16 protein-coding genes are annotated in these 15,101 nt (G+C 38.2%); 14 read left to right on the forward strand and 2 right to left on the reverse strand.

Annotated elements, in window-relative coordinates; all coding sequences use genetic code 11:
- The first annotated feature begins 19 nt into the window (after positions 1 to 19).
- Positions 20 to 952: a cell wall hydrolase gene (locus HORE_RS04175; protein WP_012635738.1), complete on the forward strand. Its 933-nt coding sequence runs from the start codon at positions 20 to 22 to the stop codon at positions 950 to 952.
- Positions 953 to 1,043: 91 nt separating this feature from the next.
- Here HORE_RS04175 and HORE_RS12385 read toward each other — a convergent pair whose 3' ends face one another.
- On the reverse strand, positions 1,044 to 2,195 hold the full coding sequence (locus HORE_RS12385; protein ID WP_012635739.1) for an N-acetylmuramoyl-L-alanine amidase: 1,152 nt from the start codon (positions 2,193 to 2,195) through the stop codon (positions 1,044 to 1,046).
- A gap of 268 nt (positions 2,196 to 2,463) precedes the next feature.
- Here HORE_RS12385 and HORE_RS04185 point away from each other — a divergent pair, with 268 nt between their 5' ends.
- From HORE_RS04185 to HORE_RS04240, 12 genes are all read left to right on the forward strand, one after another.
- Positions 2,464 to 3,255 (forward strand): polysaccharide deacetylase family protein, encoded by a 792-nt coding sequence (locus HORE_RS04185; protein WP_012635740.1) that lies wholly within the window; start codon positions 2,464 to 2,466, stop codon positions 3,253 to 3,255.
- Positions 3,252 to 3,938, forward strand: coding sequence for a polysaccharide deacetylase family protein (locus HORE_RS04190; RefSeq protein ID WP_012635741.1), 687 nt, complete (start codon positions 3,252 to 3,254; stop codon positions 3,936 to 3,938). The genes HORE_RS04185 and HORE_RS04190 overlap by 4 nt, the downstream gene beginning before the upstream one ends.
- A gap of 117 nt (positions 3,939 to 4,055) precedes the next feature.
- On the forward strand, positions 4,056 to 4,487 hold the full coding sequence (gene dut, locus HORE_RS04195) for a dUTP diphosphatase (protein WP_012635742.1): 432 nt from the start codon (positions 4,056 to 4,058) through the stop codon (positions 4,485 to 4,487).
- Positions 4,488 to 4,501: 14 nt separating this feature from the next.
- Complete coding sequence (locus HORE_RS04200; protein ID WP_012635743.1) at positions 4,502 to 4,726, forward strand: YlmC/YmxH family sporulation protein; 225 nt, start codon at positions 4,502 to 4,504, stop codon at positions 4,724 to 4,726.
- 68 nt (positions 4,727 to 4,794) lie between these two features.
- Positions 4,795 to 5,277: a general stress protein gene (locus HORE_RS04205; RefSeq protein WP_012635744.1), complete on the forward strand. Its 483-nt coding sequence runs from the start codon at positions 4,795 to 4,797 to the stop codon at positions 5,275 to 5,277.
- Between the two features lie 262 nt (positions 5,278 to 5,539).
- Positions 5,540 to 6,718, forward strand: a complete 1,179-nt coding sequence (locus HORE_RS04210; protein ID WP_012635745.1) for a trans-sulfuration enzyme family protein — start codon at positions 5,540 to 5,542, stop codon at positions 6,716 to 6,718.
- A gap of 92 nt (positions 6,719 to 6,810) precedes the next feature.
- Complete coding sequence (gene thrB / locus HORE_RS04215; RefSeq protein WP_012635746.1) at positions 6,811 to 7,746, forward strand: homoserine kinase; 936 nt, start codon at positions 6,811 to 6,813, stop codon at positions 7,744 to 7,746.
- Positions 7,747 to 9,033, forward strand: coding sequence for a homoserine dehydrogenase (locus HORE_RS04220; protein WP_012635747.1), 1,287 nt, complete (start codon positions 7,747 to 7,749; stop codon positions 9,031 to 9,033).
- Positions 9,030 to 10,085, forward strand: coding sequence for a threonine synthase (thrC, locus tag HORE_RS04225; protein WP_012635748.1), 1,056 nt, complete (start codon positions 9,030 to 9,032; stop codon positions 10,083 to 10,085). The genes HORE_RS04220 and thrC overlap by 4 nt, the downstream gene beginning before the upstream one ends.
- Positions 10,086 to 10,110: 25 nt before the next feature.
- Entirely contained in the window at positions 10,111 to 11,346 is a 1,236-nt protein-coding gene (locus HORE_RS04230; RefSeq protein WP_041606366.1) for an aspartate kinase, read from the forward strand.
- Positions 11,347 to 11,602: 256 nt separating this feature from the next.
- The gene (gene nifV, locus HORE_RS04235; RefSeq protein WP_012635750.1) at positions 11,603 to 12,760 is read left to right on the forward strand and encodes a homocitrate synthase; all 1,158 of its coding nucleotides are present in this window, start codon (positions 11,603 to 11,605) and stop codon (positions 12,758 to 12,760) included.
- A 193-nt stretch (positions 12,761 to 12,953) separates the two neighbouring features.
- Positions 12,954 to 13,949 (forward strand): isocitrate dehydrogenase (NAD(+)), encoded by a 996-nt coding sequence (locus HORE_RS04240; RefSeq protein WP_012635751.1) that lies wholly within the window; start codon positions 12,954 to 12,956, stop codon positions 13,947 to 13,949.
- Here the strand turns inward: HORE_RS04240 and HORE_RS04245 are convergent.
- Positions 13,936 to 14,412, reverse strand: coding sequence for a superoxide dismutase family protein (locus HORE_RS04245; RefSeq protein WP_012635752.1), 477 nt, complete (start codon positions 14,410 to 14,412; stop codon positions 13,936 to 13,938). The genes HORE_RS04240 and HORE_RS04245 overlap by 14 nt on opposite strands.
- A gap of 103 nt (positions 14,413 to 14,515) precedes the next feature.
- On the opposite strand from HORE_RS04245, the gene HORE_RS04250 reads away from it, so the two are divergent.
- A complete protein-coding gene (locus HORE_RS04250) occupies positions 14,516 to 15,082 on the forward strand; it encodes an O-acetyl-ADP-ribose deacetylase (protein WP_012635753.1) in 567 nt (188 codons plus the stop codon).
- The last annotated feature ends 19 nt before the right edge of the window (positions 15,083 to 15,101 follow it).

The raw sequence follows: 15,101 nt of genomic DNA on the forward strand, positions 1-15,101 counted from the left end.
GATAATTGGGGAGGTTAGTATGAGTATTAATAATAAATATAAGAAATATTGTCTGATTTCAATACTGACATTAGTTTTGTTAATATCGTTAACTTTAATTTCCACAGCCGGTCCTAAATTCACCCTGATTTATGTTGTTCAGGAAGGAGATACCCTGATTGATATTGCCAGAAAATATGGAGTTTCTGTTAATGATATTTTAGAGATTAATGGCATTACTGAAAATAGCTGGATAAAATTAGGTCAGGAACTTATAATTCCACAACCTGAAAAGAATAATCTTCCCGATTGGGATTATAAGCTTTTAGGTAAACCAGACAAACTGGACCATTTTAAACTAGATGTTGGTAGTAATTATTCAGTCAGGGTAAATCCAATGCAGTCACTGCCTGAAGTTAAAATACCAGCGGATAAGATTATAACATATCATGTCGGGCTTGGGGATACATTATTTGACCTGGCCCGGAGTTTTAATACTTCTATAGGGGTTATTATGGCCTTAAACAATATGGAGGATAGTATTATCAGGGTCGGTGATAAAATAAAATTACCGATCAATAATTTGACCCCACGCCAGGTTCTGGAGAGGACAATCAATCGAAAAGAACTGGAATTACTGGCAAGGGCTATACATGCTGAAGCCCGTGGCGAGCCATTTATTGGACAGGTTGCTGTTGGTGCTGTAATTATAAACAGGGTATTAAGTCCCCATTTCCCGGATACATTTTACGGGGTAATTTATCAGCCCGGTCAATTTACAGCTGTAGTAGATGGTCAGATTAATTTAACCCCCAACCGCACTGCCTTCAGGGCGGCCAGGGAGGCCTTGAAGGGTAATGACCCGACTATGGGAGCCTTATATTATTATAATCCAAAGACTGCTGAAAACAAATGGTGGTTTGCTACAAGGAGATTGCTGGTAACAATTGGAGACCATGTTTTCGCAAAGTAATATTGTCTTAAGAAGATATTCTATAAAACTTTTTAAAATATATAATTGTAAAGTTTAAAAAATATCTAAGGTGATTTTTATTTATAAATGACTAATCTTTTATAATTCTATTCAGGATTATATGACCCCCTATAGTTTGATTTGTTTCACCTTCTATTAAAATATCTATGGCTTCAATACCAGGAACTGAAAAAAGGGTTCTGGTTATAGCTTCAACTGTATAATTTTCCAGGCCGCCACCTCCTTTAAAATTTTCTTTTAGTTCTCTGGAGAAGTTAACTACAGCCACATTTCTTTTAACTGTCAGGGATTTTATTCTGGTCCCCTTAGGCAGGGGTGATACAAGTCCATCGGGAGATGTTTTGAGCTGATTTAAGGCATGAATGGCCATTATTTCGTTTAGTTTCAGGCCACTGTATTTTTTGTTTAAGAGGACAGCAGTTGGATATGAGAGTTCTTTGCGGACCAGAAACATTGCTCCGTTGTAAGTCCCTATATAATATGTAAACATTCCTTTTTTGTCTTTTTTTATGGTTGGAGTACCATCTGTTGTTGGTTTTTCAGGATTACCAAAACTTGATTGTAAATAATTAATAATTCCTTTTGTAATTGCCCGGGCCAGATTTTTCTGGTATTCAGGATCAGTTAATTTTTTACGATCAACCGGGTTTGAGATAAAGCCTGCCTCTATTAAGACTGCCGGGCAGGGGGATTGTTTCAGTACATAATAATTCCCTTTACTAAGGCTTCTATTATTTTCCTGCCTGATCATGACCAGTTCTTCATGAATGTATTTTGCCAGCTCTTTACTTTCAGAAGAGTCAGGTTTATAGAATACCTGACTACCCGAGGGTTGACTGGTAGGAAAATTATTTATATGAATACTGATAAATAGATCGGCTTGATATTCTCTGGCAATCTCCGGTCTATGTTTCAGGTCTTTATTCCTGTCATTCTGGTAAAGTTTGTCTTCATTTCTGGTCATTATAGGAATTATATTTACTTTTTTAAGTTCATCTACCAGATGTCTGGCTATTTCAAGGTTAATATCTTTTTCAAATATATTACCATGGTGGGTTCCTGTATCTATACTCCCATGTCCTGGATCAACTACGACTTTAAAAACCATATCCTTAGTATTGGTTGGAATAGAATGGAGACTAAAATATAAAAGGGTTGCAAGAACAATACCACCTAGCAGCAAACCAATAATTTTTTTATTCAACTTTAATATAAGAAACATAATTTACCTCCGTTTTTGTAGAGTTTTTATAATTTTTTGTAATAGTGTTTCTCTGTAAATATACACCCGTTTTTAATCCTTTATAATTTTACCTATGATTTTTACAATTATATTCAATATATATTTTCATAATTTTTATTTATGTTATTGTTTTATTTTGTGTTTAAGAAGTTTTATATTATAAATCTTTAATCTGACAGTTATTAAAAAGAATATAATCCCTCCAGTTTGCATAAGTTTTATTTAGGAATAAATTGGAGGGATTAGAATGAATCGTATTTTAACCCTGGGAAAAAAAAGTATACTTGGTCTGGGGTTGCTTTTTTTTATTTCTGTATTTACGATCGGCTTTTTCGCGGGTGATAAATATGGTGATGTTATCCCTGTTTTGAATAAAAGACTGGTTCCCATATATAAGGTTGACAGGGTTGATAAAAAAATATCCATAACTCTGGATGGTACCTGGGGTGCTAATTATACAGAAGAATTACTTGATATTTTTGAAGAAAATGATGTGAAGGTTACATTTTTTTTTGCTGGTTACTGGCTGGAGAAATATCCTGATCTTGTTAAAAAGATAGCAGTTGAAGGTCATGATGTTGAAAACCATACTTATACCCATCCCCATTGTAATTCTTTATCACCTGAACAAATAGAAGATGAACTAGAAAGAACCTCAGATTTAATTGAAGAATTAATAGGTAAGAGACCGAGATTTTTCCGTCCCCCATTTGGTGAATATAATAATAAGGTTATTGAAACTGCGACCGGTCTTGATTATCAGGTAGTACAATGGAGTCTTGATTCCCTTGACTGGCAAGAACCGGGTGTGCAGTATATTGTTGACCGTATTTTAAACAATGTTACATCTGGTGAAATTGTATTAATGCATAATAATGCTCCCCATACTCCTGAAGCATTAAGGATATTAATTCCGGAGTTAAAAAAACGGGGTTTTAAAATAGTCCCCCTGTCTGAATTAGTATATAAAGATAATTATTATATTCAGTCCCATTCCGGATTACAGGTAAGACAGAAGGGGGCAGGTGATAGAAATTGATAAAAAAATATGTTGTGGTTATTGCCTTATTTATTGGAATTGTAGCCGGTATGGCCCGGCATGAATTAACCATGCCAGTTGTTAGCAGGCCAGATAGTCCCTTTTACCATGGTGTCAGGGGAAGAAATCAGGTAGCTATTACCGTTAATGTGGACTGGGGGGAAAAATACCTTCCGGGTATGTTGAGGATATTACATGAGAACCAGGTAAAAGTAACTTTTTTTGTGACAGGAAAATGGGCCCGAAAATGTCCTGATCTCCTGCAGGAAATGGCTGCAATGGGACATGAAATTGGGAATCATGGATATAACCATGCCCACCCGAAGCAGCTCAGCAATGAGGCTTTGGCAAAGTTAATTAAGGATAATGAAGAATTAATATACAAGGTAACCGGTCAAAGAACAAAGCTTTTTGCCCCACCATATGGTGAAGTTGATTCCAGGATAACAAAGGTTGCCAGCAAGCTGGGTTATGATACCATAATGTGGTCAGCTGATACAGTTGACTGGCAAAGGCCTTCACCGGATATCATTGTGCAAAGAGTAATGGCGAAAATTGACGATGGTGGTATAATTCTGATGCATCCAACTGAACCAACTCTTTATGCCCTTGAAGATATAATTAATAATCTGAGACAGAGAGGATATGAGATAGTAACCGTATCTGAATTAATATCAAAGTAAACTGGAAATAACTCCAAATTCCTGTGCGTGTTCATTAAAAAATGTATCCCAATTGATAATTAATATCAATAGTTATAAAATATATAGTAATTATAAATAAAATTGAGGTGATACTGGATGAAAATCAAAGTTAAAAGATTGGACAAAACTTTACCTTTACCTGAATACCAGCATTATGGTGAAGATGCTGGTATGGATTTATATTCTGCTGAAGATAAAGTCCTTAAGCCCGGTGAATACAAATTAATAAAAACAGGCATAAAAATTGCTATACCAGAAGGGTATGGAGGTTTTGTTTATCCGCGAAGTGGATTGGCATTAAAACATGGGATTACAGTGTTAAATGCAGATGGTGTTATTGATCCCGGTTATCGGGGAGAGGTTGGGGTAATCCTGATTAATCATAGTTCGTGTTCTTTTGAAATTAAGAAAGGGGACCGGATTGCCCAGTTGATAATACATAAAACCTATGAAATTGAGTGGGAAGAAGTCGAGGACCTGGATAATAGCACCAGGGGAACTGGAGGTTTTGGTCATACGGGTATTTAGCTGGAGTGGTTGTAATGAAATTAAGAGACCTTAGTGGAAAAAAGTTAATAAACATTAAAACCGGTCGGGTCCTTGGTACAGTCAGGGATACTGATCTGGTTTTTGAGACTAATACCGGAAGTATTGAATCTATTATATTTCAGCAGAAGGGTCTTAAAGGAGAAAAGTATATAGTTATTCCGGTTGGGGCTATAAAACAGGTAGGCACCAGAGTAATACTGGTAGATTTGAATGAATAAAAGAAAACATATATGTAAATTATATTTTTTAGAACAGGTAAGTTAATTAAAACAAAGGAGGTAATAAAGTGCCTACCGTAGTAGGAGTATTTGATAATAAGGAGCAGGCAGAAAGGGCAGTTGAAGAAATCAGAAATGCCGGAGTGACTGATGACAAAATATCCATTGTAGCTAAAGAGGATGCTGTTAAAGGTGATAGAAACCAGGAAGGTGCAAACTATACCAATCAGAATCTGACCAGTGGGGTAACTTCTGGTGGAGCCCTTGGAGGTTTAGCCGGGCTTATGGCCGGTGCCGGAGCTCTTACAATCCCGAGTATTGGACCCATTCTGGCTGTAGGGCCCCTTGCAGCTGGTCTAACAGGAGCAGCAGTTGGAGGAGTTGCCGGTGGACTGGTTGATATGGGGGTTCCCCAGGAGAGGGGAGAATACTATGAAAATGAAGTCAAAAGAGGTTCAATACTGGCAGCCGTCAAAGCCGATCAGGAAGTAGTAAATGATGCTGCATCCTATTTAAGGAAAAATGGTGCCAGGGATGTTGAAACCCATTAAAAATTATTAAAGGTTCAGGGTATTAAAGCACCCTTATTATATATAAGGGTGCTTTTTTTATATAACTTTTATTTTTGATACCTGACCTAATAATATGTATTGTTATGTAATGAAGGAATATAGGAAACTATTAGAGAAATTATAATAAAATGGTGTCAGGTATTGCAAACGGAGTGAACAGAGGTTTTTTAGTTTTACAGGATAAAATGGATAATATATTATTTAAAATAATTAAAAAGTAACAGAAGGGAGACAGGGATAGATGGATGACTATAAATTTAACACACTATCAATTCATGGTGGAGATGAAGGGAAAAATCCAGAAAATGCTTTGAATTATCCGCTCTTTTTAACATCAACCTTTACTTTTAATGACCTTGAACATGCTGAAAAGACCTTTTCATTTGAATGTAAAGATTATGTTTATACAAGAGGGAATAACCCTACAACCAGGTTATTAGAGAAAAGGCTGGCCTGCCTTGAAGGTGGGGCAGATTGTGTTGTTTTTTCTTCTGGTATGGCAGCTATATCATCAGCACTTCTGTCATTATTAAAGCCGGGTGATGAATTGATTGCCCATCAGGTTTTGTATGGCTCGTCATATAAGGTAATAAAAGAAGTGTTACCCCGGTACGGTATCAAAACAAGTTTTATTGATTTAACTCAAATTGACAAATTAAAAACAGGTATAACTGATAAGACTACATTAATTTATTTTGAAACTCCGGTCAACCCCAATCTTGAAATAATAGATATTAAAGAAGTTAGCCAGCTATGCTCTTCACATAATATAAAAGTGGTGGTTGATAATACTTTTGCTACCCCATTTTACCAGAATCCATTAAAATTGGGAGCAGATGTTGTAATCCACAGTGCTACTAAATACCTGAATGGCCATGGTGATGTTCTGGCCGGGGCTGTTATTGCCAGGGATCAGGAATATATACATGAATTAAAATTTAATTATTTAACTGAACTGGGTGGTGTTTTAAGTCCCTTTAATTCCTGGTTAGTATTAAGAGGTCTTAAAACATTGGGTCTCAGAATGAGAGAACATGAAAAAAATGCCAGCAAGATTGCTAAGTACCTTAAAAATCATCCGGGGATAAACCGGGTATACTACCCCGGTTTACAGGACTTTAAGGGTTATGAAATAGCCAAAAAACAAATGTCCGGTTTTGGGGCAATTATAAGTTTTGAAATTATGGGTGGGTATCAGGATATAAAAAGGGCAGTTGAATCCCTGAATTTAATTAAACTGGCCGTTAGCCTCGGAGATGCTGAAACCCTTATTGAATATCCCTTTGGCATGACTCACCGGGATTATTCCGGTCAAGAACTGGCCAGAATGGGTCTCAATAAAAATATGGTAAGATTGTCGGTGGGACTTGAAAATTACGAAGATATAATAGCTGACCTGGATCAGGCCTTATCTAAATAAATATCCATCAGGAACAAAATACTCTTGTTTTTTATGCAAAATAGTGATAGAATATACGATAAGAATTTTTTTACAGGATAAGGTGGATAGCAATGTTTACAATAAAAATACCGGCAACATCTGCAAACCTGGGGCCTGGCTTTGATAGCCTCGGTCTTTCTTTACAATTATATAATAAATTTACTTTTAAAAGACTTAAAAGTTCTGATATCAGAATTAAAATTAAGGAAGTAGACACAGGTAATATTATTGAATTACCGATTAAAGATAATTTAATTTACCGGGCCATGATGTATCTTTTTGAGCGTTATGATGTTAGACCTGAGGGCATAGAACTTATGGAAGAAGTTGCTATTCCCTTTGCCCGGGGACTTGGTAGTAGTGCCACCGCTATACTCGGTGGCTTATTTGGGGCTAACATCATGTTAGGGGAACCCCTAGAAGACGAAGAACTATTAAAGATTGCTGTTAAATTGGAAAAACACCCTGATAATGTAGTTCCTGCCCTGAAAGGTGGTTTTGTTATAAATGTTTTAAAGGGTAGTGACCTTTATTATAAAAAGATTAACCCCGGTGAGCAATTAAGGGTAATTCTGTGTATCCCTGAATTTCAATTAAAAACAGAAGATTTAAGGCAGGTTTTACCCCGCCAAATAGAATTTAAAGATGCTGTTTTTAACCACAGTAGAACCGCTTTTTTAACTTCCTGTTTTTATGAAAGAGACTGGGAAAGTCTAAGGGTTGCCATGCAGGATAGATTACATCAGGATTACCGTTCCTCGCTAATTCCCGGGTTTGATGAAGTTGTTAAGAGTGCCTATGACAATGGGGCGGTAGGTGTAGCTTTAAGTGGGGCCGGCCCAACTGTTATCAGTTTTGCAAAAGATAAAGGAGATAAAATTGGTGAAGCTATGGTTAAGGCCTTTGGTCATTATAACATAAACAGTAAATATATCGAAACAGGACTGGATAATAAGGGATTAATTTTAAAAGGACACAAGTTCAGTCTGTCAGGAGGGAGCAGGTAGATGATTAAAATAGGTTTACTGGGTCTGGGTACTGTCGGTAGTGGAGTTGTTACAATTATGGAGAACAATAAGGAGAGTATAAGGAGAAAAGTGGGGACCTCTCTAGCAATAGAGAAGGTTCTAGTTAAAAATCTTGACAAGGAAAGGGACCTGGATATTGATTCCAGGGTGTTGACCAGTAATATTGAAGATATAGTCTACAATCCTGATATTGATCTTGTTGTGGAATTAATTGGTGGTGAAGAACCTGCCTGCCAGTATATTAAAGAGGCTATAAATAGGGGGAAGAGTGTTGTTACTGCCAATAAATTGGTTATAGCCAAACATGGTACTGAGATCTTAAAACTGGCCCGGGAAAAAGGGGTTCAGGTCAGCTATGAGGGTAGTGTTGGTGGTGGAATTCCTATTATCAGGCCATTGAAGGAATCACTGGCGGCAAACCGGATTCATGAAATTTATGGTATTCTAAATGGTACCACCAATTATATTCTAACTAAGATGACCAGAGAGGGGAGAAAATTTCAGGAAGTACTGGCTGAAGCCCAGAAACTAGGATATGCTGAAAGTGATCCCTCTTCTGATATTGAAGGTTATGATGCTGCCTATAAAATAGCTATACTGGCCTCTATTGCCTTTGAAACATCTATTGACATCAGTTCGGTTTATGTAGAAGGTATTGATGGTATCAGTGTTGATGACATTGAACTTGCCCGGGAACTGGGTTATGTTATAAAATTATTAGCTATAGGAAAAAGGTGTGAACGTGGTCTCGACATCAGGGTCCATCCCACCTTTATTCCCAGAAGCCATCCTCTGGCCCTGGTAAGTGATGTTTATAACGCTGTTTATTTACATGGTGATGCAGTAGGGGATGTTATGTCCTATGGTAAAGGGGCTGGACAGATGCCGACCGGTAGTGCTGTAGTTGCTGACATTATTCAGGTGGCAAGAGATATTCATTCTGGTAGAGTTGTGACCCCGTCCCTGGACACGACTATAAAACACAGGGTAGTTGATATAAATGAAATTGAGAATAGTTTTTATCTGAGATTACAGGTTAGAGATAAGCCGGGAGTTTTAGCCCAGATTACTAAAGTTTTAGGTGATAATAAGGTAAGCCTTGCTTCTGTCTTACAAAAGCATCGATTAACAACTGTAGTACCCCTGGTGTTAATAACCCATCCTGTTAAAGAGCAATTTATTAATAAGTCATTAAAGGAATTAAAGAAGATTGAAGATGTTGTTAGCATTGATAGTTTAATAAGGGTTGAGGAGGAATCAATATGAAAAAATGGCCTGGAATAATTGAAGCTTATAGAGAATTTATGCCCCTTAAGGAAACAACAAAACCGGTAACCCTGCAGGAGGGAAATACCCCTTTAATATATGCTGACAGGTTAAGTGAAAAACTTGGTATTCAACTATACTTAAAATATGATGGAGCCAATCCAACTGGTTCTTTTAAAGATAGGGGTATGACTCTGGCTGTAACTAAAGCTATAGAAGATGGATCAGAGGCTATTATGTGTGCATCAACAGGTAATACTTCTGCAGCAGCAGCAGCCTATGGGGCCAGAAGTGGCCTTAAGACAGCTGTAGTTATTCCTGAAGGAAAGATAGCCCTGGGGAAACTGGCCCAGGCCTTAATGCATGGGGCTGAGGTAATACCTATCAAGGGAAATTTTGATGATGCCCTGGCTATAGTTAAGGAGATTACCAGTAAATATCCCATAACACTTGTTAATTCTTTAAATCCATACCGGATAGAAGGCCAGAAAAGTGGTGCCTTTGAGGTCTGTGATCAACTCGGAAACGCCCCTGATGTTCTGGCTATACCGGTTGGTAATGCCGGAAATATAACTGCCTACTGGAAGGGTTTTAAAGAATATTACCGGGCTAAAAAGATAGAGTCATTGCCCCGTATGCTTGGTTTTGAAGCTGAAGGTTCAGCAGCCATAGCTAAAAATACTGTAATCAGTGAACCGGAAACAATTGCTACTGCAATAAGAATCGGTAATCCAGCCAGCTGGGATAAAGCTGTTAAAGCTGCTGAAGAATCCCGGGGTCTTATTGATTATGTAACAGATAATGAGATTATTGAGACCTACAGGGAAATTGCCTCAGAGGTTGGTATATTTGCTGAGCCGGCGTCGGCCGCTTCAGTGGCAGGGGTTAAAAAAATGGTGGCCCGGAGTGTGATCAAGCCCGGGAGTCAGGTTGTGGCTGTCTTAACCGGTCACGGGCTTAAAGACCCAACCACTGCAATTGATACCATCAAAAAACCAGAACCTGTTTCCGCAGAGGTAGAGGCGGTTCTTGAGAAAATGGGAACATGGTAGTAATACAGCGAATGGAGTTGGTATTATGGCTTTAATAGTACAAAAATACGGTGGTACATCGGTGGGAACTATTGAAAGGATTAAAAATGTTGCCGACCGTGTCATTAAAGAATATAAAAGTGGTAACAAACTGGTTGTAGTTGTTTCAGCAATGGGTGATACCACTGATAAGCTAATCAAGCTCATGAAAGGGGTTACAAGTGACCCCGATCCACGGGAAGCGGATATGCTATTAACAACAGGAGAACAGGTTTCAATTGCGCTTCTCACAATGGCTATCCAGGAAAGAGGTTATCCCGCTATTTCCCTGACTGGAAGTCAGGTCCAGATCAAGACCAATGACCATCATAATAAAGCTGAAATACTAGGTGTTGATAATAACCGGCTTATTGAGGAACTGGATCAGGGTAAAATTGTAGTGGTAGCAGGTTTTCAGGGGATTAACAGTAATAATGATTTTACAACACTGGGGCGTGGTGGTTCTGATACAACTGCCGTTGCTCTGGCAGCATCCCTGGGGGCAGAAAGGTGTGAAATATATTCAGATGTTGAAGGGATCTATACTACCGATCCCAGGGTTGTACCTGAAGCGGTAAAGCTTGATTATATATCGTATAATGAAATGCTGGAGCTAGCCCATCTAGGGGCTAAAGTCCTTCATCCCCGTTCTGTGGAACTGGCCAAAGCCTATAATTTAAAACTATATATAGCCTCAAGTTTTAATTATAAACCAGGTACGGTAGTAAAGGGGGTTGATGACATGGAGAAGAGGAGAAGTGTTACCGGGGTAACCTGTGAAAAAGATGAGGTAAAAGTAACTGTACAAAAAGTACCTGATAGACCAGGTGTTGCCGGGAAAATTTTTAAAGAACTGGCCAGATATAATATAAACGTTGATATGATTATCCAGAACCTGCAGTATGATAACCGAAATGATATTACTTTTACCATAAATAAAGAAGATTTAATTAAATGTAAAAAGGTTATTTACCGGATTGCAGAAGAATTAAATGCCGGTGGTGTTGAAATCGATACCAGGGTAGCCAAAGTATCAATAGTGGGAGCTGGAATGATATCAACACCCGGTATAGCCGGAAAAATGTTTGAAATAATGGGGAATGAAAATATTAACATTCAGATGATTACTACATCTGATATAAAGATCTCCTGTTTAATAAGGGAAAACCAGGCTGAAAAAGCCCTTAAAACCCTTCACAGACAATTTGAACTGGGGAATATTACTCAGAAACAGGCTCGATAAACCAAAGTGTGGTTTGATACTTTATTTGACTAAAGGTTTTTGATAATGTATAATAATAAGCAGCCAAAATTAACTAACTTTTGTATAAAAGATTAAAAGGTTGTTATGACAGGAATAAAAGATGATTTATTTTTTCATTATAATATTTTTAATTATTCTTTTATGAATAAAAAAACATAGTTAAGAATATATATTATTGGGGATTTATAGTTTTTTAAGTAGATAGAATAGAGCAGCTTAGAAAGGGGTTGTAATCATGGGAAGGAAAATAAAGATTGTTGATACTACATTACGTGATGGTGAGCAGACAGCAGGTGTTGTTTTTGCCAATGAAGAGAAAATAAGGATTGCCAAACTCCTGGCCGAGATCGGGGTACAGCAGATTGAGGCCGGGATTCCGGTTATGGGTGGTGATGAGAAAAAGGCAATAAAAAGTATTGTAGAAGCAGATCTCGATGTCAGTGTCATGGCCTGGAACCGGGCAGTTATTTCAGATATAAAAGAGTCAATTGATTGTGGGGTTGATGCTGTTGCTATTTCTATATCTACTTCTGATATTCATATTAAACATAAACTAAAAAGAGACCGGGACTGGGTCCTGAAAAACATGGTGGAGGCAACCAGGTTTGCTAAAAAACATAACTTATATGTGTCTGTCAATGCTGAAGATTCTTCCCGGACAGATATGGATTTTTTATTAAGGTTTGCTAAAGAAGCTAAAGAAGCCGGAGCTGACCGTCTCCGTTATTGTGATACTGTAGGAACAATGGAGCCTTTTCAGCTTTATGAACAGGTCAAATTAATACGAAACGAAATAGGAATTGATGTAGAGATGCATACCCATAATGATTTTGGCCTGGCTACTGCCAATGCTTTAGCTGGAGTTAAAGCCGGTGCCAATTATGTAGGGGTTACCGTAGGCGGTCTTGGAGAGCGGGCCGGGAATGCAGCCCTTGAAGAAGTAGTTATGGCTTTAAAATATCTATATAATATTGATCTCAATTTTAAGACAAGTAAATTCAGGGAACTTAATGAATATGTCGGAATGGCTTCTAACCGCCCTGTTCCTGCCTGGAAACCTATTGTAGGCAGTAACATGTTTGCTCATGAATCCGGTATTCATACCGATGGGGTTATTAAAAATGCCAGTACTTATGAAATATTTTCACCAGAAGAAGTGGGGTTAACAAGACAGATTGTTATCGGGAAACACTCGGGTAGAAATGCCATCATAAATAAGTTTAAGGAATATGGAATAAGCTTAAATAATGATGAGGCCACTGAAATCCTTAAAGAAGTCAGATCCCTTGCCGTCAAATTAAAACGGGCTTTATTTGATAAAGAGCTTGTTTATATCTATCAGGACCTTAAACAGGAAAGAGGAGAAGAATGGGAAGAGGAAAAACTGTCATAGATAAATATTGAATACCCATTCCTGTCAGGATGTGAAGAATCGTGGGTTATTACTGATATAGGTTTTATAATAGGCCAGGCATTTAGAGACCAGGTCCCTCTGGTTACAAAATGTGCTGGAATTGGGGCTGTTATTACAAGGTCTTGAGGGTAAATTAAGAGTATGAAGCCTTAAATGTTTAAGGGGGGTTAAAATGATAACAGTAACTTTGATTCCTGGAGATGGAATTGGACCTGAAATAACGGACGTTGTGGTTGAAGTTTTTGAAGCACTGGGGGTTGATGTAGACTGGGAAGTAGTTAATGCCGGCAAGTCGGTAATGGATAAATACGGCACCCCACTTCCTGATGAAGTAATTGAATCCATTAAGAAAAATAAAGTAGCCTTAAAAGGGCCTATTACTACACCTGTCGGATCTGGTTTTCGTAGTGTTAATGTAGCTATAAGAAAAAAGCTCAATTTATATGCTAATTTACGACCTGTTGAGAGTTTACCGGGGCTTAAAACCCGTTATGATAAGGTTAATCTTGTTGTAGTTAGAGAAAATACTGAAGGATTATATAGCGGGGTAGAACATAAAATTAGTGATTTTGCTGCCGAAAGTATAAAAATTATTACCAGAAAGGCGAGTGAGAGGATTATAGAATTTGCCTTCAGTTATGCTAAAAAAAATGACCGTCAGCAGGTTACTGCGGTTCACAAGGCCAACATAATGAAAATTTCTGATGGGTTATTTCTGGATACGGCCCGTAAGGTGGCTGAAAAATACCCTGGTATTGAGTACAATGAGCGAATTATAGATAATATGTGTATGCAACTGGTTCAAAATCCTGAAGATTATGATGTTCTGGTAATGCCTAATTTTTACGGAGATATAGTATCAGATCTGGGGGCAGGTCTGGTTGGAGGGCTTGGTGTAACCCCGGGGGCAAATATTGGAGATGAAATTGCAGTTTTTGAAGCAGTACATGGTAGTGCCCCTGATATTGCCGGAAAGGGAGTAGCCAATCCTGTGGCTATTTTACGCTCAAGTATTATGTTATTAAATCATATCGGTGAAAGTGAAAAAGCCAGTAAACTTGACCAGGCTATTAAGAAAACCCTGGTTAAAGGTAAGGGTCTAACTCCGGACCTCGGTGGTCAGGGAACCACCCGGAGCTTTAAAGACCAGATAATTAATAATATCTAATGACACCACAGGCGAATCTTGGACCAGAGTTCCCGGCTGGTTGACTCCGGTAATCATCGGGATACTCATGAATAATAACTGACCTTCCTATTATATCTTTAACCCTGAATTTGTTGGTAAAAAAGCACATCCGGGCATACCCGTTGTTTGAAAATAAAACGGGAAAATCACCGGCATGATTTCCATGGGGTTGGTTTTCGGGATTCCAGTGGCCTCCTGCTGCCTTAAAGGGGTCTTCCGGGTTTCCAACCTTACAGTTACCAAACCCGTGAATATGAAAACCATGGGGACCGATTGGAGGTCTTTCTTCTGTGGCCGGCTGGTAAGGTGGGAGGCCATAAATTTCAGCACAAACCCAGGTTCCCTCCGGAACATTCTTGAAGATTACCTCCCCCCTTATTTCCGGAGCAAGGGGTCCCCCCCTGACCAGGGCCCGGGCTCTGTTTCTATCGCTAAAGAACAATGGATATTCTCCTTTCTATTTGTCTATTAATTTATTTGATATTATTTTATATTATGAAATATAGATGTATAATGTTACTTCAAAATAACCGGGGGAATTAGTCATGGTTAAAATTGAAATTGAAGGTTCACAATTAATCCTGGATACAGGTGATATTACTCAGGAAAGGGTTGAAGCCATTGTTAATGCAGCTAATTCTTCACTGATGGGTGGAGGAGGTGTTGATGGGGCTATCCACCGGGCTGGTGGTCCTGATATACTTGAGGAATGTAAGGAAATCAGGAAAAAAAAGGGTAAACTACCTCCAGGCCAGGCGGTAATAACTACCGGTGGAAAGCTTAAGGCCAGATATGTAATCCATACCGTTGGTCCTGTCTGGCATGGTGGTCAAAAAAATGAAGGTGAAGTCTTAAAACAGGCATACAGGAACTGTTTAGACCTGGCGAGAAAAAACGGGATCAGGTCTATTGCCTTTCCATCCATCAGTACTGGAGCTTATAGATTTCCGGTTGACAGGGCAGCCGGTATTGCGATAGATACAATTTATACATATCTTTCAAAATACAAAGGGGTATTCGAGAAGGTTAAAATGGTTTTATACACTGAAGCTGATTATAACATATATGTCTCCAAATATAATAAAATTATCCATAAATCTGATCAACAATAATGAGAATGGGTTAATATTA

It is taken from the genome of Halothermothrix orenii H 168 (assembly GCF_000020485.1).
Classification (GTDB): Bacteria; Bacillota; Halanaerobiia; order Halanaerobiales; family Halothermotrichaceae; genus Halothermothrix; species Halothermothrix orenii.